At 70.1% G+C, this 19,692-nt stretch carries 17 protein-coding genes and 1 riboswitch; of the genes, 7 read left to right on the top strand and 10 right to left on the bottom strand.

Annotation, left to right across the window (positions count from 1 at the left end; translation table 11 throughout):
- Positions 1–90 precede the first annotated feature (90 nt).
- From WH07_RS12200 to WH07_RS12185, 4 genes are all read right to left on the bottom strand, one after another.
- Positions 91–1,626, bottom strand: a complete 1,536-nt coding sequence (locus WH07_RS12200) for a glycoside hydrolase family 3 protein (RefSeq protein ID WP_046499357.1) — start codon at positions 1,624–1,626, stop codon at positions 91–93.
- Positions 1,627–1,634: 8 nt separating this feature from the next.
- Positions 1,635–2,516: a carbohydrate ABC transporter permease gene (locus tag WH07_RS12195; protein ID WP_046499320.1), complete on the bottom strand. Its 882-nt coding sequence runs from the start codon at positions 2,514–2,516 to the stop codon at positions 1,635–1,637.
- On the bottom strand, positions 2,513–3,508 hold the full coding sequence (locus WH07_RS12190) for a carbohydrate ABC transporter permease (RefSeq protein ID WP_046499318.1): 996 nt from the start codon (positions 3,506–3,508) through the stop codon (positions 2,513–2,515). Before WH07_RS12190 ends, WH07_RS12195 begins: the two co-directional genes overlap by 4 nt.
- Positions 3,509–3,694: 186 nt before the next feature.
- Positions 3,695–4,993 carry a sugar ABC transporter substrate-binding protein gene (locus WH07_RS12185; protein ID WP_046499316.1) on the bottom strand — a complete coding sequence of 433 codons (1,299 nt, stop codon included), beginning with the start codon at positions 4,991–4,993 and terminating at the stop codon, positions 3,695–3,697.
- 289 nt (positions 4,994–5,282) lie between these two features.
- Between WH07_RS12185 and WH07_RS12180 the strand changes: the two genes are divergently transcribed.
- The 6 genes from WH07_RS12180 to WH07_RS12155 all read left to right on the top strand — a co-directional run bounded on the left by WH07_RS12180 (position 5,283) and on the right by WH07_RS12155 (position 12,552).
- On the top strand, positions 5,283–6,065 hold the full coding sequence (locus WH07_RS12180) for a GntR family transcriptional regulator (protein WP_046499313.1): 783 nt from the start codon (positions 5,283–5,285) through the stop codon (positions 6,063–6,065).
- A gap of 191 nt (positions 6,066–6,256) precedes the next feature.
- Positions 6,257–6,469, top strand: a complete 213-nt coding sequence (locus WH07_RS12175) for a DUF3311 domain-containing protein (RefSeq protein ID WP_046499310.1) — start codon at positions 6,257–6,259, stop codon at positions 6,467–6,469.
- On the top strand, positions 6,466–8,097 hold the full coding sequence (gene mctP, locus WH07_RS12170; protein ID WP_046499308.1) for a monocarboxylate uptake permease MctP: 1,632 nt from the start codon (positions 6,466–6,468) through the stop codon (positions 8,095–8,097). Before WH07_RS12175 ends, mctP begins: the two co-directional genes overlap by 4 nt.
- Before the next feature lie 95 nt (positions 8,098–8,192).
- The gene (locus tag WH07_RS12165) at positions 8,193–8,729 is read left to right on the top strand and encodes a GNAT family N-acetyltransferase (RefSeq protein ID WP_046499303.1); all 537 of its coding nucleotides are present in this window, start codon (positions 8,193–8,195) and stop codon (positions 8,727–8,729) included.
- A gap of 65 nt (positions 8,730–8,794) precedes the next feature.
- Positions 8,795–8,894, top strand: a riboswitch (adenosylcobalamin-variant (AdoCbl-variant) riboswitch).
- 157 nt (positions 8,895–9,051) lie between these two features.
- Positions 9,052–11,523, top strand: coding sequence for a ribonucleoside-diphosphate reductase subunit alpha (locus WH07_RS12160; RefSeq protein WP_046499301.1), 2,472 nt, complete (start codon positions 9,052–9,054; stop codon positions 11,521–11,523).
- 21 nt (positions 11,524–11,544) lie between these two features.
- Positions 11,545–12,552, top strand: coding sequence for a ribonucleotide-diphosphate reductase subunit beta (locus tag WH07_RS12155; RefSeq protein WP_106409555.1), 1,008 nt, complete (start codon positions 11,545–11,547; stop codon positions 12,550–12,552).
- Positions 12,553–12,597: 45 nt separating this feature from the next.
- On the opposite strand, the gene WH07_RS12150 is transcribed toward WH07_RS12155, so the two are convergent.
- Together WH07_RS12150 and WH07_RS12145 are read right to left on the bottom strand one after the other, a co-directional pair.
- Complete coding sequence (locus WH07_RS12150) at positions 12,598–13,839, bottom strand: FAD-dependent monooxygenase (protein WP_198533788.1); 1,242 nt, start codon at positions 13,837–13,839, stop codon at positions 12,598–12,600.
- A gap of 20 nt (positions 13,840–13,859) precedes the next feature.
- Positions 13,860–14,114, bottom strand: coding sequence for a hypothetical protein (locus tag WH07_RS12145; RefSeq protein WP_046499296.1), 255 nt, complete (start codon positions 14,112–14,114; stop codon positions 13,860–13,862).
- Between the two features lie 92 nt (positions 14,115–14,206).
- On the opposite strand from WH07_RS12145, the gene WH07_RS12140 reads away from it, so the two are divergent.
- Entirely contained in the window at positions 14,207–15,172 is a 966-nt protein-coding gene (locus WH07_RS12140) for a GlxA family transcriptional regulator (RefSeq protein ID WP_046499293.1), read from the top strand.
- A gap of 113 nt (positions 15,173–15,285) precedes the next feature.
- On the opposite strand, the gene WH07_RS12135 is transcribed toward WH07_RS12140, so the two are convergent.
- The 4 genes from WH07_RS12135 to WH07_RS12120 form a co-directional block, all read right to left on the bottom strand.
- Positions 15,286–16,023 (bottom strand): D-Ala-D-Ala carboxypeptidase family metallohydrolase, encoded by a 738-nt coding sequence (locus WH07_RS12135; RefSeq protein ID WP_046499292.1) that lies wholly within the window; start codon positions 16,021–16,023, stop codon positions 15,286–15,288.
- Between the two features lie 265 nt (positions 16,024–16,288).
- Positions 16,289–16,945: a peptide deformylase gene (def, locus tag WH07_RS12130; RefSeq protein ID WP_046499289.1), complete on the bottom strand. Its 657-nt coding sequence runs from the start codon at positions 16,943–16,945 to the stop codon at positions 16,289–16,291.
- Between the two features lie 271 nt (positions 16,946–17,216).
- Positions 17,217–18,221 carry a tetratricopeptide repeat protein gene (locus WH07_RS12125; protein ID WP_046499352.1) on the bottom strand — a complete coding sequence of 335 codons (1,005 nt, stop codon included), beginning with the start codon at positions 18,219–18,221 and terminating at the stop codon, positions 17,217–17,219.
- Positions 18,222–18,331: 110 nt separating this feature from the next.
- Positions 18,332–19,648, bottom strand: coding sequence for an HD-GYP domain-containing protein (locus WH07_RS12120; RefSeq protein WP_232788836.1), 1,317 nt, complete (start codon positions 19,646–19,648; stop codon positions 18,332–18,334).
- Positions 19,649–19,692: the final 44 nt, after the last annotated feature.

Below are 19,692 nucleotides of genomic sequence, written 5' to 3'. Positions count from 1 at the left end.
CTGTGAGGGGTGGCCCGGCACCGTCGCCTCGTCGCGGCCGGGCGGCGTCACCGGCGGCGACTGTGGTCTTTTCTCAGGCGCAGAGAGGCTTTAGGGCCTCTCGTTGCCCGTGATGACCTCGGCCGCCGCCTGGCCGCAGACCCTCGCCGCGCCGTATGTGGCGATGTGCAGGGCTCCCGAGGGCTCCGCCTCGTTCACCCCCATCTCCACCACGACCGTCTCCGGACGCGCCATGAGCAGCGCGCGCAGGGCCTCGGCCATCCACGCGTGCCGGTGCACGTCCCGTACGACCGCGACGACCGTACGGTCGCCCGCCGCCGCCAGCACCCGCGCGACCAGCGCGTCGGTCTCCGTGCCCGCGATTCCCGCGCCGCTGTACGAGCCCGTCTCCGTACCCGGGAGCAGTCGCTCCAGCTCCGCCGCGACGCCCCACGGGGTCTCGTCCCCGACGGCGATGTTGGCGACGGGGGTGAAGGCGGCGACATAGGGCGGGGTGTCGAGCGGCTTGGCCGTCCCCGTCACCCGCAGGGCGCGGCGGGCCGCCCGCAGACCGATCGCGGTGCCGGGCGCGGTCCCCTCCTGTGTGTCCGCGCCCGGCTCCGAAGCCCCCCTGGCCCGCAGAGTCCAGCCGGCGAGACCGCGCACACGCGCGGCGGCGTCGGCCAGACGCTCCTCGGGCAGTTCACCGGTCCGTACCGCCGCGACCAGGGCGTCGCGCAGCAGCAGTACGGTGTTCTCGTCCGCCAGGCCGCCGCCGACACAGATCGCGTCGGCGCCCGCGGCGATCGCGAGAACGGAGCCGCGCTCGATTCCGTACGTCGAGGCGATGGCCTGCATCTCCATGCCGTCGGTGACGATCAGGCCCTCGAAGCCCAGCTCCTCGCGCAGCAGTCCGGTGAGGATCTGCGGGCTGAGGGTGGCCGGCCGGTTGGGGTCGAGCGCGGGAAGCAGGATATGCGCGCTCATGACGCATTTGGAACCCGCGGCGATGGCCGCGCGGAAAGGCAGCAGGTCACGGGCGTGCACTGTGTCCAAGTCCACGTCTATCCGGGGCATCGCGTGGTGGGAGTCGACCGCGGTGTCGCCATGGCCGGGGAAGTGCTTGGTGCAGGCGGCGACCCCGGCGCTCTGCAGGCCCTCGACATACGCCGCGGTGTGCCGGGCGACCAGCGCCGGATCGGCGCCGAAGGACCGTACGCCGATGACGGGGTTGTCGCGGTTGGAGTTGACGTCGGCGGAGGGGGCCCAGTTGAGGTTGACCCCGCACTCGGCGAGCCGCCGGCCCAGCTCCCTGGCGACCTCCCGGGTGAGGTCCACGTCGTCGACCGCGCCCAGGGCGTGGTTGCCGGGGAAGGAGGAGCCGTGCCTGACCTCCAGCCGGGTCACATCGCCGCCCTCCTCGTCGATCGCGACGAGGACGTCGTCCCGCTCGGCCCTGAGCTGCGCGGTGAGCGCGGAGAGCTGGCCGGGCGAGGCGATGTTGCGGCCGAAGAGGCCCACCGAGGTGAGGCCCTCGCCGATGCGGCGCAGCAGCCAGTCGGGGGCGGTGGTGCCGAGGAAGCCGGGCTGGAGCACGGCGAGGGCGTCGCGGGTGAGGGTGTCCGTACTGCTTACGAGTGTGGTCATCGGCGGCATCAACCCTTCACTGCACCGGAGGTGAGGCCGGTTGCCATGTATTTCTGCACCAGGAGGAAGAAGGCCACGACCGGGATGGCGATCAGGACCGAGGCGGCCATCAGGGCTCCGTAGTCGATACCGCGCGAGGTGGTGAAGTTCATCAGCCACACGTTGAGCGTGTACTTGTCGTTGTCCTGGAGGACGACATAGGCGAGGAGATACTCGTTCCACGCCGTGATCAGGGAGAAGATCGCCGCGGCGGCCAGTCCGGGGGCGAGCAGCGGAAAGGTCACGCGCCAGAAGGCGCCCATCCGGCTGCAGCCGTCCACCATCGCGGACTCCTCCAGCTCCGGCGGGATGTTGATCACGAAGCCGCGGATCATCCAGGTCGCGAACGGCAGGGTCGAGACCAGATAGATGACGATGACGCCCCAGTACTCGTTCAGCCCGCCGAGGTCGTTGAGCTGGATGTAGATGGGGATCAGCATCGCGGTCGGCGGCAGGAGCTGGACGGTCAGCAGCACGATCATGAAGAACTTGCGGCCGCGGAACCGGAACCGGCCGATGGCGAAGGCGGCGATGGTGGCGAGCAGCATGCCGCCGAGGACCGCCACCCCGCACACGATCAGGCTGGACTGGATGGCCGTACCGAAGTTCGGCTGGTTCACGGCCCGCTGGAAGTTGTCGAAGGTGAACGACGACGGCCAGAGGGTCTGGTCGTAGCTGCGGATCTCGTGGTTGGGCCGCAGGGCGCTGATGAGCAGCCAGTAGACCGGGAAGGCCATCAGAACGAAGACGGCCAGGCCCAGGATGTTGTAGCCGAGGCGGTTCTTCTTGCGGTCGGGGCGGAGGACCTGCGTACCGTCCTGGGTGCGGACCTGGGGCGTGGAGGCGCTCACTCGACCTCTCCGATCTTCAGCAACTGGCGCAGGTAGTACACGGCGACACCGGAGAGCAGCAGGACCGTGATCAGGGAGATGGCCGCGCCCTGGCTGAACGAGTTGGACTCGAATGCCTTCTCGAACGAGTAGATGCCGAGGACGGTGTACTCCGGCTCGGGCTTGTTGCCGCGGATCAGGAAGATCTGGCCGAAGACATTGAAGTCCCACAGGACGGACAGGGTGGCCACCATCTGGAAGACCGGCTTGATCACCGGCCAGGTCACATAGCGGAAGACCCCGGCCGGGCCGGCTCCGTCGAGGGACGCGGCCTCCTCCAGCTCCCGGGGGACCTGGGTGAGCGCCGCGTACAGCGTGACCGCCACGAAGGGGATGGCGCCCCAGACGACGACCGCGCCGATGACGAGGAAGCCCTCGACAGGGTTGAGGAACCAGTTGTGGCCCTGGGCGTCCACTCCGAGGTACTTGGTCAGCACCATGTTCAGCACGCCGTAGTCGGAGTCGGCGAACCAGCGGAAGATGGAGGTCGCGACCAGCAGGGGCATCGACCAGGCCGCGATCAGCGCGGCGGTGAGCAGCAGCCGTACCCAGGTGTCCATGCGCTGCATCAGCATGGCGATCCCGAGCCCGATGCCCATGGTGGCGACCACGCAGACCACCATGAAGATGACGGTCCGCCAGACGACGGCCCAGAACTCGCCGTCGCCGAGGATGTTGGTGAACTGCTCGAAGCCCACCCAGGGAGCGGCGTCCCCGGTCCAGAGTTCGCGCCGGCCGACGTCCTGGAAGGACATGATGACCGTCTTGACCAGGGGCCAGGCGAAGACGGCGGCGATCGCGACGAACGCGGGTGCTATCAGAAGGTACGGCAGCAGGGCGCCCGCCTTGCGCGGTCTGTGCGGCACGCTCTTCGGCGGCCGAGGGCCGCTGCCTTCGGAGACCCGCGCTACGGTTACCGGCGGATCGGCTGCTTTCATGTCGGCGGCACTCACTGTGCTGGCCTTCCGTTCGGACCTGGTACCGGAGGACGGGGGGCGCCGGGCCCGTGGTCGGGCCCGCCGCCCCCCGCGGGTTCTGTCCGGCCGGTCTTCGCGGGCCCGCGAAGACCGGCCGGGCAGGACCCGGGCGATCAACTCGTCAGGGTTCCTGTTCGGAACTCCTGGGCCGGAACTCCTGGATCAGGACTCCTGGTTGATCAGCTCGTTGATCTCCGCGTCGGCCGCCTTCGTGGCCTCGGCCACCGACTTGCCCTTGATGATGTCGAGCAGCATCACCTCAAGGGTTTCCTTCTTCTCGATGGCGGTCCAGCCCGGGGCGATCGGGGTGAACCAGGCGTCCGGTACGGCGTTGGCGATCGGCGCGGTCTCCGGCTTGGCCTTCAGCGGTTCGAGCTGCTTGGTGTTGTTCGGCAGGATGTTCTTGGAGGCGAGGACGTCCTGCGACTTGGCGCTGGTGAAGGCCGCTATCCACTCCTCGCCGAGGTCCTGGACCTTGGACTTGGAGATGGTGGCGAGGTCGGAACCGCCGATGAAGGACGGCAGGGCCTTGCCGTCGGGGCCGGGCATACCGGCCGTACCGATCTTGTCCTTCAGCTTCGGGTTGCCGTTCGCGGCGGAGTCGACGACGCTGCCGGCCTCCCAGCCGTTGCCGTACAGCAGCGCGGTCTTCTCGTTGGCCATGACGTTGGCGTGGTCCGCCTCGTCCTTGGTCTTGTCGCCGTGGTTGTACTTGTTGACCAGGTCGACGAAGTGCTGGATGCCCTTCTGGGCCTCGGGGGTGGAGAGGCTGGCCTTCCACTCCTTGGCGCCCTCGTCGTACGTGGCGACCTTGCCGCCGTACGCCGCGACGTACGACAGCGCCGCGTACCAGTAGCGGCCCGGCAGGTAGAGCGGCGAGAAGGCCTTGTCCTTGCCGTACTTGGTGCCGACCTTGTCCAGCGCGGCGGTCAGCTCGGCCTCGGTGGCGGGCAGTACGTCCGAGCCGGTGGCGGCCTTGAACATGTCCTTGTTGTAGATCGCCACACGGGCACCCGCGTAGTAGGGCACGCAGTACTGCTTGCCCTCGAAGGCGCAGGTGTCCTTCAGACCCTTGATCCAGGTGTCCGAGTTCTCGTACTTGGCCGGGTCGATCTCACCGAGCGCGCCGTTGAGGATATACGTCATCGTCTCGGTGTTGCCCAGCTCGACGACATCGGGGTACTTGTCGCCGGCGAGCGCCGCGTCGAGCTTCTTGGCCTTGTCCGCCCACTGCTGGTACTGGACCTTGACCGTGACATTCGGGTACTTCGCCTTGAACTCGTCGTTGACGCTTTTGACCAGCTCGGGCCAGGTGCTCTGGGCGTCCGACATCAGCCAGACGGTCAGCGTCTCCTTGCGGTCCTTGGGATCCTTCGACGCCGAGCTGTCGTCCGAGCCACACGCGGCAATACCGACCATCATGCCCGCGACGCCGACCGTCGCGATGAGCTTGCGCTTCACGCCACCCTCCTCAGGGATGCCTGCAACCCCTGCCCACCGCGAAGACCGCGAAGACGTACGACAAGTACTGCTGGGGCTGGGACCTGGTCTTTAATGGTTTAGACCAGTACGGGGAGCTTGGCCTAGACCTTTAGGGGTGTCAAGGGTGTATAAGAAGGGCAGTCGTGTCCGTTATCGGACCGACACCTGAGGGAGGGCGACGACCCGTGGCCGGACCGTGCCACCATGTGAGCCGCGACAGACGGAGGAGCCGGTGACGGCAGCAGCGCAGGAGTCGGGAAGGCAGGCCATGGCCACGGACGGGGGCGGCAGCGGAACTGGAAGCGGTCCGGAGACCGAGAGCGGTGCCCCCACCCGTACGGCGCGCGTGCCCAAGTATTACCGACTGAAGCGGCACTTGCTCGATATGACGGAGACTCTGCCGCCCGGCACCCCGGTGCCGCCGGAGCGCACGCTCGCCGCCGAGTTCGACACCTCGCGCACCACCGTGCGCCAGGCTCTCCAGGAACTGGTCGTCGAGGGCAGGCTCGAACGGATCCAGGGCAAGGGCACATTCGTCGCCAAGCCCAAGGTCTCGCAGGCCCTCCAGCTCACCTCGTACACCGAGGACATGCGCGCCCAGGGCCTGGAGCCGACCTCCCAGCTCCTGGACATCGGCTATGTCACGGCCGACGACACCCTGGCCGGGCTGCTCGACATCACCACCGGCGGGCGGGTGCTGCGGATCGAACGGCTGCGGCTGGCCAGCGGTGAGCCGATGGCCATCGAGACCACGCATCTGTCGGCCAAGCGCTTCCCCGCGCTGCGCCGCTCGCTCGTCAAGTACACCTCGCTCTACACGGCGTTGGCCGAGGTGTACGACGTCCATCTCGCCGAGGCCGAGGAGACCATCGAGACCTCGCTGGCCACTCCGCGCGAGGCCGGGCTGCTCGGTACGGATGTGGGGCTGCCGATGCTGATGCTCTCGCGGCACTCGCTCGACGCCGCGGGAGAGCCGGTGGAGTGGGTGCGCTCGGTCTACCGGGGCGACCGCTACAAGTTCGTGGCACGCCTGAAGCGCCCCGCCCGCTGACAACCGGGCGCTGTCTCCCGCGCGTTCGCGCAGGCTGCTCGGTGTTCGGCCCTATCCCCTCACATGCCTTTGCCGTAGATTGCCTCGCGCTCATCAATGGCGATCAGTGAGGGGACGGATGCGCTGTGTCAGATGTGTCAGGGGTTCGTGAAGAAAAGCCGGCCGCGAGCAGACGTCCATTAGTCACGCCGGTGCGCGTGGTGATAGCGGTCTGCCTCGTCGCGCCCTTCGTGGCGCTGCTCTGGGTCGGCTCGTACGCGAAGACCGAACCCGTCTTCATCGGCATCCCGTTCTTCTACTGGTACCAGATGGCCTGGGTGCTGGTCTCGACCGGGCTGACCATGATCGCGTACCAGCTCTGGCAGCGTGACCAGCGCGCCCGTGCGGGAGGTGCGTCGCGATGACCGACGGCGTGAACGGTGTGGCGCTCACCGTCTTCATCCTCTTCTTCGTGGCCGTCACGGTCATGGGCTTCCTGGCCGCGCGCTGGCGCAAGGCCGAGAACGAGCACAGCCTGGACGAATGGGGCCTGGGCGGCCGGTCGTTCGGTACCTGGGTCACCTGGTTCCTGCTCGGCGGCGACCTCTATACGGCGTACACCTTCGTGGCGGTCCCGGCGGCGATCTACGCGGCGGGCGCGGCCGGCTTCTTCGCCGTGCCGTACACCATTCTGGTCTACCCGCTGATCTTCACCTTCCTGCCCAGGCTGTGGTCGGTCTCGCACCGGCACGGGTACGTCACCACCTCGGACTTCGTCCGGGGGCGCTTCGGCTCGAAGGGTCTCTCGCTGGCGGTCGCGCTCACCGGCATCCTCGCGACCATGCCGTACATCGCGCTCCAACTGGTCGGTATCCAGGCGGTGCTCGATGTGATGGGCCTCGGCGGCGGTGAGAACACCAACTGGTTCATCAAGGACCTGCCGCTGCTCCTCGCCTTCGGCGTGCTCGCCGCGTACACCTACTCGTCAGGGCTGCGCGCGCCCGCGCTGATCGCCTTCGTCAAGGACACCCTGATCTATCTGGTGATCGCGGTCGCCATCATCTACATCCCCATCAAACTGGGCGGTTTCGACGACATCTTCGCCAAGGCGGGCGAGGCGTTCGCGCAGACCAATCCGGCGACCGGCGCGCCGCGCGGAGCGCTCGTACCGGGCGAGGCCGGGCAGTGGGGCTATGCCACCCTGGCGCTCGGTTCCGCGCTCGCGCTCTTCATGTATCCGCACTCCATCACGGCGACGCTCTCCAGCCGCAGCCGCGATGTGATCCGGCGCAACACCACGATCCTGCCGCTGTATTCGCTGATGCTGGGTCTGCTCGCGCTGCTGGGCTTCATGGCGATCGCCGCCGGGATCGAGGTCGACAACGGGCAGTTGGCGATCCCGCAGCTCTTCGAGAACATGTTCCCGGACTGGTTCGCGGGCGTGGCCTTCGCGGCCATCGGGATCGGCGCGCTGGTGCCGGCCGCGATCATGTCGATCGCCGCGGCCAATCTCTTCACCCGCAACATCTACAAGGACTTCATCAGGCCGGACGCGACCCCGGCGCAGGAGACCAAGGTGTCGAAGGTGGTCTCGCTGCTGGTGAAGGTGGGCGCGCTGGTCTTTGTGCTGTCCATGGACAAGACGGTGGCCATCAACTTCCAGTTGCTGGGCGGGATCTGGATTCTCCAGACGATGCCGGCCCTGGTCGGCGGTCTGTTCACCCGCTGGTTCCACCGCTGGGCGCTGCTCGTCGGCTGGGGTGTCGGCATGCTGTACGGGACGGCCGCGGCGTACGGCGTGGCCAGCCCCACCCAGAAGCACTTCGGCGGATCGTCGGCGGAGATCCCGGGGATCGGCGAGATCGGCTACATCGGTCTGACGGCGTTCGTGCTGAACGTGGTGGTCACGGTGGTACTGACGTTCTTCATGCGGGCGGTCAAGGCGCCCGAGGGCGTGGACGAGACGAGTCCGTCGGACTACACGGCGGACGCGGGGGATCCGGGCGTACGGGTCGAGCTCGCGAAGGAGACCTCGGGCGACCCGGTGCACTGAGACGGGGTCAGCCGTCCGATCGGGCCGTCGCGGCTTCCTTGCTGGTCAGGGGGGCACGGCGGCCCGTTGTCGTACCCATGGCGCACACTCGGTGCATGGAATTCACGATCAGAGAGGCCGAGCCCGGGGAGTACGCGCGGCTCGGCGACATCACCGCGCGGGCGTATCTGGCGGACGGGCACCTGGACTTCGGCGCGGACGACCCGTATCTGCCCACGCTGCGGGATGTGGCCGCGCGGGCGGCCGAGGCGGAGGTGCTGGCCGCCGTGGACCCGGACGGGACCGTGCTGGGCGGGGTCACCCTCGTCCTGGCCGGCGGGCCCTGGGCGGACATCGCACAGGACGGCGAGGCCGAGTTCCGGATGCTGGCGGTCGACCGGGCGGCCCGGGGCAGAGGCGTGGGCGAGGCGCTCGTCCGCGCCTGTGTGGAGCGCGCCCGGGAGACGGAGGGCTGTATACGGCTGGTCCTGTCGACCCAGGCGTCCATGCGGCAGGCCCACCGGATCTATGAGCGCCTGGGCTTTGTCAGGACGCCCGAGCGGGACTGGGAACCGCTGCCGGATCTCCCGCTGCTCGCCTATGTCCTGGACCTGCCCGGCGCCGCCGACGGTGGTGCGCCCGGGGGCGGCTGACCATACCCGACACTACATCTGGGGGGTGGCGCGACTCCCAGCCACCAGATGTATGCTCGATCTCGCTGTCGACGCAGGGGAATCCGGTGCGAATCCGGAACTGTCCCGCAACGGTGTGCTGTGGTGCGCTTTGCCGTACCCGCGAGTCCGAGCGCCTGCCGACGGTGCGTCCGGGTCGGCCGATCCGGGCGCCGAGACGTCCGGGCCTCGCGGTTGGGCCGGTGGACGCCGCGCCGCGTGCTGCCCGGATTCCGGGAGTACGGCGGTGCGCGCCCCCGTATTCCCTCGCGCCGGTCCGGAGCCGAGCGAGGGAGAGCACCACGTGACCATCGCGCCAGCGGATCCGGCGGCAGCCGCTCCGGGAATCACCGGGCCTGATGTCCGGGGCGACGCGCCGGCCGCCGGGCCGGCCGGTGAAGCGGCCGACGGACCGGGCGACGCGCTGCTGCGGGTCCTGACCGCGCTGACCGCCGATCTGCCCGACGCCGACCCGGGCAGAGTGGCCGCCGCCGCGCTCCGGGGCCGTAACGCCCGGTCGGACGAGGCCGAGTTGCGCGGGCTCGCCGTGGAGGCGGCCGCGGGTCTGATCGCCGAGGACCCCTCGTACTCCCGGCTCGCCGCCCGGCTGCTCACCCGCGCCATCGCGGAGGAGGCGGCCGGCCAGGGCGCGGTGTCGTTCTCGGCGTCGGTCGCCATCGGGCACCGCGAGGGTCTGATCGCCGACCGTACGGCCGGTTTTGTCGCGCTGCACGCCGCCCGGCTCGACCGGCTGGCCGATCCGGCGGCCGACGACCGCTTCGGCTACTTCGGGCTGCGTACGCTCCACGACCGCTATCTGCTCAGGCACCCGCTGACCCGCCAGGTGATCGAGACCCCGCAGCACTTCATGCTGCGGGTGGCCGCCGGACTCGCGGAGGACGACTCGGCGCGGGCGCTGGACGAAGTCGCCGCGCTGTACGGGCTGATGAGCCGGCTGGAGTATCTGCCGTCCTCGCCGACGCTCTTCAACTCCGGTACCCGCCACCCCCAGATGTCCTCCTGCTATCTGCTGGACTCCCCGCTGGACGAGCTGGACTCGATCTACGAGCGGTACCACCAGGTGGCCAGGCTCTCCAAGCACGCGGGCGGCATCGGTATCCCGTACTCCCGTGTCCGCTCGCGCGGTTCACTGATCCGCGGCACCAACGGGCACTCCAACGGCATCGTCCCGTTCCTCCGCACCCTCGACTCCTCGGTCGCCGCGGTCAACCAGGGCGGCCGGCGCAAGGGCGCGGCCTGTGTCTATCTGGAGACCTGGCACGCGGATCTGGAGGAGTTCCTGGAGCTGCGCGACAACACCGGCGAGGACGCCAGGCGTACCCACAATCTGAATCTCGCGCACTGGATCCCGGACGAGTTCATGCGCCGGGTGGAGGCGGACGGCATGTGGTCGCTGTTCTCGCCCTCCGACGTGCCGGAGCTGGTGGATCTGTGGGGCGAGGAGTTCGACGGGGCCTACCGCGACGCGGAGGCGGCGGGCCTGGCCCGCAGGACCGTCCCGGCGCGCGAGCTGTACGGCAGGATGATGCGCACCCTCGCCCAGACCGGCAACGGCTGGATGACCTTCAAGGACGCGGCGAACCGTACGGCCAACCAGACCGCCACACCCGGCGCGGTCGTCCACTCGTCCAATCTCTGCACGGAGATCCTGGAGGTGACGGACGACGGCGAGACGGCGGTGTGCAACCTGGGATCGGTCAATCTGGCCGCGTTCGTGCTGGATCCTGGCGAGCGGGGCGAAGGGGACGCGCCGGGTACGTCCGGCGACGGGTTCGACTGGGAGCGGCTCGACGAGACCGTCCGTACGGCCGTGACCTTCCTCGACCGGGTCGTGGACATCAACTTCTACCCGACCGAGCAGGCCCGGAACTCCAACGCGAAGTGGCGGCCGGTGGGTCTGGGCGTCATGGGCCTCCAGGACGTCTTCTTCAAGAAGCGGCTCCCCTTCGACTCCCCCGAGGCCGCCGCGCTCTCCACACGGATCGCCGAGCGGATCATGCTCGCCGCGTACGAGGCGTCCTGCGACCTCGCCGAGCGCTCCGGCCCGCTGCCCGCCTGGTCCCGGACCCGCGCCGCCGGTGGTGTGCTGCACCCCGACCACTACGGTGTGGAGCCGGTCTGGCCGGAGCGCTGGGCGGCGCTCCGCGCCCGTATCGCCTCGACCGGGATGCGCAACGCGCTGCTCCTGGCGATCGCGCCGACGGCCACCATCGCGTCGATCGCGGGGGTGTACGAGTGCATCGAGCCGCAGGTCTCCAATCTCTTCAAGCGCGAGACGCTCTCGGGTGAGTTCCTCCAGGTCAACTCGTATCTGGTGGCGGACCTGAAGAGGCTGGGCGCCTGGGACGCGCGCTCACGCGAGGCGCTGCGCGAGGCGAACGGCTCGGTGGCGGACCTGAGCGGGGTCCCGGCGGAGATCCGCGCGCTGTACCGCACGGCGTGGGAGATCCCGCAGCGCGCGCTGATCGACATGGCGGCGGCGCGTACGCCGTATCTGGACCAGAGCCAGTCGCTGAACCTGTTCCTGGAGACGCCCACGATCGGGAAGCTCAGCTCGATGTACGCGTACGCCTGGAAGCAGGGGCTGAAGACGACGTACTACCTGCGCTCGCGCCCGGCGACCAGGATCGCGAGAGCGGCGGGCGCGACGGGGGCCGCGGGGGCGGCCCGCGCGGCCGTACCGGCGCAGGCGGCACCGGAGGCCGCCGTCGCCTGCTCCCTGGAGAACCCCGAGGCGTGCGAGGCGTGCCAGTAAATGACCACGGAGACAACGGACATGAAGACGAAGAACCTGCTGGACCCGGGTTTCGAACTGACCCTGCGCCCCATGCGCTATCCGGACTTCTACGAGCGCTACCGCGACGCGGTCAAGAACACCTGGACGGTCGAGGAGGTCGACCTGCACTCCGATGTGGCCGACCTCGCCAAGCTCTCCCCCGGCGAGCGGCATCTGATCGGCCGGCTGGTCGCGTTCTTCGCGACGGGCGACTCGATCGTGGCGAACAATCTGGTGCTGACGCTCTACCGGCACATCAACTCGCCCGAGGCGCGGCTCTATCTCTCCCGCCAGCTCTTCGAGGAGGCCGTGCACGTCCAGTTCTATCTGACGCTCCTCGACACCTATCTCCCCGATCCGGAGGACCGCGCGGCGGCCTTCGCGGCGGTGGAGAACATCCCGTCGATCCGTGAGAAGGCGGAGTTCTGCTTCCGCTGGATGGACTCCGTCGAGACGCTCGACCGCCTGGAGTCGCGCGCGGACCGCCGCCGCTTCCTGCTCAATCTGATCTGCTTCGCGGCCTGTATCGAGGGGCTGTTCTTCTACGGGGCCTTCGCGTACGTCTACTGGTTCCGCTCCCGCGGCCTGCTGCACGGCCTGGCCACCGGCACCAACTGGGTGTTCCGCGACGAGACGATGCATATGAACTTCGCGTTCGAGGTCGTCGACACGGTCCGCAAGGAGGAACCGGACCTGTTCGACGACACCCTTCAGCAGCAGGTCACCGAGATGCTGGAGGAGGCCGTCCGCGCGGAGCTGCGATTCGCCCACGACCTCTGCGGCGAGGGGCTCCCCGGTATGAACACCGACTCGATGCGCGAATACCTCGAATGCGTCGCCGACCAGCGCCTCCAGCGCCTGGGCTTCGCCCCGGTGTACGGCGCGGAGAACCCCTTCTCCTTCGTGGAGCTCCAGGGCGTCCAGGAGCTGACCAACTTCTTCGAACGCCGCCCGTCGGCCTACCAGGTCGCGGTGGAGGGCACGGTCGCCTTCGACGACGACTTCTGACCCCGGCGCGCCCGGCGCTCCGGCCTCCGCCTCCGCCGGCAGGGTCTAGCTGCGGGCCGACGGGGAGCGGGGGTGGAGGCTGGTGGCGATTTTCGGGCCCAGCCAGCGCTTCAGTCTGCGCAGGGGTTCGAGCTGGCCCGCCGCTCTGTCGATCCGGTAGTAGAGCTGGGGCGGGATGTGCGGAAGCAGGGGGGAGTGACGCTGGCCCAGGAGGGCGAACATATGGGCCGGCGCGAGATTGATGTAGCGGGGGAGGTTCTCGTACCACTGCGCGCTGTAGCGGGCCGCGCTCTGGACGGGGAGAAGGGCCGCTCTGCGCTCGCGCTCGTAGCGGGCCAGGGCCGGGGCGAGATCCCGGGCGGCGCCGGGGCTCCGCGGTTCGCGGGTGTCGCCCAGCGCGCCGGCCAGGGCGATGGCGTCCTCCAGGGCCAGTGTGGTGCCCGCGCCGATGGAATAGTGCGTGGTGTGCGCGGCGTCGCCGAGCAGGACGAGATTGCCGCGGCTCCAGGTCCGGTTGGTGAGCGTACGGAAGTTCAGCCACTGGGCGCTGCCGTCGGCGTGGGACCGCCCGATCAGCCGGTGTCCGCCGAGCGGCCCGGCGAAGAGCCGCTCCAGCAGGGCCAGGCTGTCGGCCTCGTTCATCCGGTGCAGGCCGAGGCCCTGCCAGGTCGCGGGGGAGCACTCCACGATGCAGGTGCTGTGCTCCTGGCTGAACCCGTAGCCGTAGCACCAGATCCAGCCGTGCTCGGTCTCCACGAAGCCGAAGGTGAAGGAGTCAAAGACCTTGGTGGTGCCGAGCCAGATGTACATGTTCCGACCGGCCACCGCCTCAGTCCCGAAGTGGTCCGCGTGGCGCTCGCGCATCGCGCTGCCGACCCCGTCGCAGGCGACGACGAGGTCGGCGTCGGGGAGTCCGGCCACGGCGTCGACCGGGTGCTCGAACTCGACACGTACGCCCAGGGATCCCGCCCGCTCGGCGAGGAGTTCGAGCAGCCGACGGCGCCCGATGCCGAACCCTTCGTCGCCGTGGTGCCTGGTCGTGCGGTCCCGGACATGCGCGACCCCGTCGCTCCAGCGGACCGAGTCCCGCCGGATGGCGCGGGCGGATTCGGGGTCGTGGCGGTGGAGCTTGTCGATGAGTCCGCCCCAGTAGGTCACGCCCCAGCCGTATGTCGACCCGGCCGGGTTCCGTTCGTAGACGGTGATCTCATGGGACGGGTCCTGCCGCTTCATCAGGATCGAGAGGTACAGGCCGGCGGGCCCGCCACCGACGCAGGCGACCTTCACGCGCGCTCCCTTTGGTGACTTTAGTGACGCAAAGTGATCGATTTGCGACGAAGGGTAGCAGGTACGACATGTGCCCCCGCGGGATCCACGGCCGCCGGTCCGTCGGCCGGCCGCCGCGCGCCGGGCCCGCGCACGGCGCCTTCCGGCCGTTCCCCGCGCTCGGCCCGGCGGAGCTGGCCGTCGATCGCCCGGTCCCTGAGGTGCCAGACCAGCGCCGGCAGACCGAGCAGCACAAAGAAGGCGATAAGGGCGAGAACCATGAGGAAGATGTCCATGCCCCCACTGTCGTCGCTCCGCCCGGACGCGAGCAGTGGCAGGACTGTCGTCAACCATCGAATTACTGCCAGATCCGATGCACACTGGAGCCATGCTGAACAACATCGCGGTCGTGCTGCTCGACGGTGTGCACCCCTTCGAACTCGGCGTGCTCTGCGAGGTCTTCGGCCTCGACCGTAGCGACGAGGGCCTGCCCGTCCCCGATTTCGCCGTGGTCTCCGCCGAGGGGCCCGTGCTGCGGTCCCACGCCGGGTTCACGCTCGGCGACATGCACGGCCTCGACCGGCTGGAGCAGGCCGACCTCATCGCCGTACCGGCCGGTGACTCATACGTGAACCGTGACTATCCCCCGGAGCTGCTGGCGGCGCTGCGCCGCGCCGTGGACCGGGGCGCGCGGGTGCTGAGCGTCTGTTCCGGGGTCTTCGTGCTCGGCGCCGCCGGGCTGCTGGACGGCCGTCGGTGCACCGTTCACTGGCTGCACGCGGCGGCGCTGGCCCGCGCCTACCCGCGGGCGGTCGTCGAACCGGATGTGCTGTACGTGGACGAGGGCCCGGTCATCACCTCGGCCGGCACCGCCGCCGGGATCGACGCCTGCCTCCATCTCGTACGGGAGGAGTACGGGCCCGAGGTCGCCAACGCGATCGCGCGCCGCATGGTGGTGCCGCCGCACCGGGACGGCGGGCAGGCGCAGTTCATCGAGCGGCCGCTGCCGAGGAACCGCTGCGACACGGTCGGCGGGGTCCTCGGCTGGATGGAGCGCCATCTCGACCGGGAGATGACCGTCGAGCAGTTGGCCGCGCGGGCCCATATGTCGCCGCGGACCTTCGCCCGCCGCTTCCAGCAGGAGACGGGGACGACTCCGTACCGCTGGCTGCTGCGCCAACGCGTGCTGCTGGCGCAGGAGTTGCTGGAGGCGACGGACGAGACGGTGGACAGCGTCGCGGGGCGGGCCGGGTTCGGGAACGCCGCCGGGCTGCGGCATCACTTCCTGCGGACGCTCGGGACGACCCCGAACGCGTACCGGCGTACGTTCCGGGGCCCCTCGCACGTCGCGTGAGGCCCCGTACCGCTGTCACTTGTCACTGGTGCCGGTCCGATGTCACTGGTGCCGGTCCGACCGCGTCGGACCGGCGAGACCGGGCGGACAAGGCGGACCGGGCGGGCCCGTGATCAGATGCCGCAGCTCGGCGCCGACCAGAAGCGGCTCGGCCGGTGGTCGACATGCGCGTGGTCGTTGTGGTCCGGGTAGCCCGGGCCGAGGATCCCGTTGAAGCCGTGGTTGCGCGCCGTCTGGGCCAGGGTGCACAGGGAGTGCGGCCCGGAGCCCAGGTCCGCGGCGTCACCGTAGAGATGACGGCTGCTGGACGCCCCGCCGACCGCGTTGTTGCAGGCTTGCGAGCGGAATCCGCTGGTGACACGGAGGGGCTGGTCGCCGAGCGCGTGCCGCATCGCCTCCAGCTTCCACATCGTGCGCAGGGCGTTGGACTTGGCGGTGGCCGCGTCCACCGCGCCGCCCGCCCAGGTGGTGTTGCAGGTGTTCAGTTCGGCGTAGCTGAAGTGGATCGGCGTGCAGTCGTCGTCCTGGAGGGAGTACAGCTTGTTGAAGGTGGCCGGGCCCGCGATCCCGTCGGACGCCAGACCGTACGCCGATTGGAAGCGCTTGACGGCCGCGGCGGTCGCCGGTCCGAAGTCGCCGTCGATGGCGAGTACGCCGCCGCTGCCCGGGTAGCCGGCGACCCGGATCTGGAGCTGGGTGACATCGGCGCCGGTCGCTCCCTGGGAGAGGGTGCGGGACCAGGTGTAACACCCGTCGGCCTGGGCCGTACCCGCGGTGACGAGCGTACCGGCCCAGGCGAAGGACATGGTCATGACAAGGCTGACCAGGAGTCTTGCGGTGCGTCGGAGCATTGCGTCTCCTCGTGAGGCTGGAGGGGGGTGTACGCAGAGACTGGCGCACGGGTCGACGCGCGTCAACCGGGCTTCCACCGAGCCCGGTTGACGATCTCTTGACGATCTCCCTGTGAGGTTTCGGCGAACGGCCGGCCGCGCGAACGGCCGGTGCTCGGGACAGCAGGGCCTTCGGGGCGGTCAGCCCTTCGGTGCCGTCGGTCCTTCGGGGGCGGTCAGTTCTTCAGGGCCGACGGCCCTTGGGGCAGCCGGTCCTTCGGTGCCGTCAGTCGTTCGGCACGGTCTCGTAGCGCGGCGTGTTCTCCTCCATCTGCCGCAGCGCGTCCTTGCGGTCGCGCTTGGACAGACGGTCGATGTACAGACGGCCGTAGAGGTGGTCCGTCTCGTGCTGGAGGCAGCGGGCGAAATAACCGGTGCCCCGCACCTTGATCGGCTTGCCCTCGGCGTCCTGGCCGTGGACCACCGCGAAGTCGGGGCGCGCCAGCGACGCGTACGCCGTCGGCACCGACAGGCAGCCCTCGTTGGCGTCGTCGAGATGCCGGGCCTCGGGCGGCAGCTCCTCCAGCACCGGATTGCAGACCGCGCCGACATGCCGCACCCCGTCGTCGTCCGGGCAGTCGTAGACGAAGACCTTGAGGTCCACCCCGATCTGGTTCGCGGCCAGACCCACGCCCTCGGCGGCGCGCTGGCTGGCGAACATGTCGTCGATCAGCGCGGCGAGCTTGTCGTCGAACTCCGTGACGTCCTTGCACTCCCGGTGGAGCACCGGATTCCCGACGACGGTGATCGGGCGGACCGTACCGCGCTCGCGGTGCGCCAGCTCGCGCGCCTCCGCGTCCTCCGTGTCCACGACGAACCCGTCCTCCGTCTCCGCCACGGAGGCCCCGCTGTCGATCCGCTGGTCCGTCTCCTGCTGCGCCATGTCCGCAGTACGCCTTCCTCGGTACCCGATGCTGCCTGCACGCCGATACTGCCCGCACGACCACTGTCCGACGACCACTGTCCGCTCGATCGCCGCCCGCACGGTCCGCGTGCTGTGCGCGATGTGCCCGTACAGCCTAAGGGCAGCGATCCGGAGACAGCGGCGTCCTGTGGATATCCGGTCATCGTCCGTTCACGAACATCCGTGCCTGTGGACAACCGCACCCCGCAGCGGACCCCGCGAACGCACCGCCGGCGGGCAGAGGCGCAGCTCAGCAGACCTCTTCGAGGTCGCGCCACTCGCGGGTGTCCGGGCTGTCGGCGACCCAGCCGTCGAGCAGTCCCCGTACCAGCCCCGGCGGCGCGGCGATCCCGCACTCGCGCTCGGGCGCCCACAGCTCCCCCGCCGTACGGTGCCCCAGCGGCCCCGGATGGCCCGGCTCGCTGTGGTCGTGCGGATCGAGGTGCTCGCCGTCGCCCTCGGCGCTCGGCATCCGGCTCTCCGAGCAGGCCCGGCAGAGCAGCCGTACCGAGGAGGACCAGTCCTCCGCGGCGAATCCGGCGTCGGCTGCCAGCCGCTCCAGCGCGTCCCTGTCGTCCTCGGTCGCCGCCTCCAGCAGCACCACCCAGGTGGGTACGGGCGAGGGCGCCCACAGCTCGATCTCGTCGAAGACGGGGTAGGCGCGGGTGGCGCCGTCCGGGCCCGCGGCGGTCGTACGCTCACCGTTCGGCACGCCGTCGTGCAGGACGACCTCGCCCCAGCGGCGGCCGGACGAGGGCAGCGGGATCGACAGCACCTCGATCCTGGCGGGGTCCAGCCTGCGGCCCCAGACCACCTCGGCCTCGCCCTCGGGCGAGAGCCGGACGGCCGCGCTGCCCAGCTCCATGCCCTCCGGCTCGCCATTGGCCTCGACGCTGTGCGGATTGCCGGGCACCTTGAGGCCGTACGCCTGCCAGGCGCGGCGGGCCAGCGGCCAGTCCTGGAGCGCGGTGGCGGCGATACCGACATTCCACCAGTCCGGGGCGCCGGTCTCCTTGTCCAGCAGGGCGACGGCGCGCAGCCCGGCGGCGCGGGCCTGCTCCCAGTCGTGCCGGAACTTGTGCAGCAGGGCCAGATTGAACCAGGACTCCGAGAGCCAGGGCTCCAGATCCGCCGCGCGCGTGAGCAGCGCGCCCGCGTCCTCGTACCGGCCGTCACCGATCAGCGTGAACGCGCGGTCGGTGGCCTGCCGCCACGAGGCGGAGGGCCGATGCCGTACCTTCCCGAAGATCCTCACGATTCCCGCCTGCCGGTCGCTCGGGTCAGTGCCCCCGGACACCTTTTCCTCGACACCCTCTTCTTCGCATCCAACCATGCCCGGTCGGACGCCCGCTCATTACCCATGGGTTACCCGGCCCCACCTGCGGCCGGACCTCCCCGGGACAGCACACGCGCCAGGGCTTCCACCACCTCGGGCTGGTAGTCGTACGCCGTCCCGAGCCGGAGCCGCTCCAGCGCTCCGAGCGGGCCACTCGCACTGGCACATTCCCCGGTCAGGTCGTCATACGCATTGACGGCGCGGACAATCCGGGCGGGCAGCGGCTGTTCCTGGTACGGATCGGCCTGCCGCTCCACCACGACGGCGACGGCGGCGGGCACCCCGGTCTGACGGACCACCGCACCGCCGAGCAGGGCGATGCGCCGCTGCTCGGCCACCGGCAGCAGGGCGGTGGCGCCCTCGGGCACGGGATCGACGAGCGAGAGCTGCCCGATGTCGTGCATGTGGGCCGCGTACTCCAGGACGGTCAGTTCGGGCCCCGAGAGCCCCAGCTCACGGCCGACGGCGCAGCTCAGCTCGGCGACCCTGCGGGCATGCCCGTGGGGGGTGTAGCCGGCGATCTCGGTGGCCCGGGCGAGGGAGGCGATGGTCTGGCGGTAGGTGGTCCGTACGGCGGCGTAGCGCCGGAAGGAGAGCTGCGTCAGCAGCAGCGGCACACAGAACACGGGCAGCGCCCAGAGGCCCGCGACCGCGACTCCGAGGGCGATGACCGCTCCGGTGGCGCAGACCGCGGAGCCGATGTGGAGCAGCGCGCGCAGTTCGTCCCGGAGGAGGGGGCCGAAGGGATGGCGGGTACGGGCGCGCACCATCAGGGCGGCGAGGACGGCGTCCCAGAGGGCGGTGAGGACGAGCAGGAGGAGGAGCAGTACGGCATACCCGGGGCCGGATCCGAAGCGTTCGCGCAGATCGCCCGCGCTGTAGAGGGGCTGGAAGCAGACCGCGGCGAAGCCGACGGCGAGGATCCGTCTGGCCATGTGGCCGAGGCCGGGACCGCGGCCCCTGACGACATGCGGTACGGCGCCGGCAAGCCCGGCCGCGGCGACGACTGCGACGGTCTGGAGGACTCCATGGGTGGCGGGGTGACCGGCGTTCTCGCCGAGCAGGGCGTACGCGAGTGCCCCGGCGGCACCGAGCGGCGCGGGCTCACGCTCGCCGGGCGGGGCGCCCCAGCGGGCGAGTTCGCCGACGGCGATGAGGACACCGAAGGCGAGGGCGGCGCGGGGCTCGGCGAGGCCCTGCCACAGGGTCCGTCCGAGCCCGGCGACGGTGACGGCCGCGGCGGTGCCGTACACGCCGACGAGCACGGCCAGGGAGCCGATGTGCCCCGGCCGCTTTCCCGCTCCGGCCCGCGTCCCCGATGTCGTCCGGACGGCGGCCGCGGTCATCTCCGCCCTCCGCGCGGGGACCGGCCGGGGGCCGGGGCCTCACG

It is taken from the genome of Streptomyces odonnellii (genome assembly GCF_000981895.1).
Taxonomy (GTDB): domain Bacteria; phylum Actinomycetota; class Actinomycetes; order Streptomycetales; family Streptomycetaceae; genus Streptomyces; species Streptomyces odonnellii.
Note: the sequence above shows the minus strand (reverse complement) of the source record. Positions and strands in the feature narration are given on the sequence as shown.

What these genes read in the sequence shown, in the direction of transcription:
- mctP (WP_046499308.1), top strand. Translation starts at nt 6,466, where the DNA reads ATGACCGACGGCGTGAACGGTGTGGCGCTCACCGTCTTCATCCTCTTC.
- WH07_RS12135 (WP_046499292.1), bottom strand. Translation starts at nt 16,023, where the DNA reads ATGCTCCGACGCACCGCAAGACTCCTGGTCAGCCTTGTCATGACCATG.
- WH07_RS12165 (WP_046499303.1), top strand. Translation starts at nt 8,193, where the DNA reads ATGGAATTCACGATCAGAGAGGCCGAGCCCGGGGAGTACGCGCGGCTC.
- WH07_RS12200 (WP_046499357.1), bottom strand. Translation starts at nt 1,626, where the DNA reads ATGACCACACTCGTAAGCAGTACGGACACCCTCACCCGCGACGCCCTC.
- WH07_RS12155 (WP_106409555.1), top strand. Translation starts at nt 11,545, where the DNA reads ATGAAGACGAAGAACCTGCTGGACCCGGGTTTCGAACTGACCCTGCGC.
- WH07_RS12120 (WP_232788836.1), bottom strand. Translation starts at nt 19,648, where the DNA reads ATGACCGCGGCCGCCGTCCGGACGACATCGGGGACGCGGGCCGGAGCG.
- WH07_RS12145 (WP_046499296.1), bottom strand. Translation starts at nt 14,114, where the DNA reads ATGGACATCTTCCTCATGGTTCTCGCCCTTATCGCCTTCTTTGTGCTG.
- def (WP_046499289.1), bottom strand. Translation starts at nt 16,945, where the DNA reads ATGGCGCAGCAGGAGACGGACCAGCGGATCGACAGCGGGGCCTCCGTG.
- WH07_RS12180 (WP_046499313.1), top strand. Translation starts at nt 5,283, where the DNA reads ATGGCCACGGACGGGGGCGGCAGCGGAACTGGAAGCGGTCCGGAGACC.
- WH07_RS12140 (WP_046499293.1), top strand. Translation starts at nt 14,207, where the DNA reads ATGCTGAACAACATCGCGGTCGTGCTGCTCGACGGTGTGCACCCCTTC.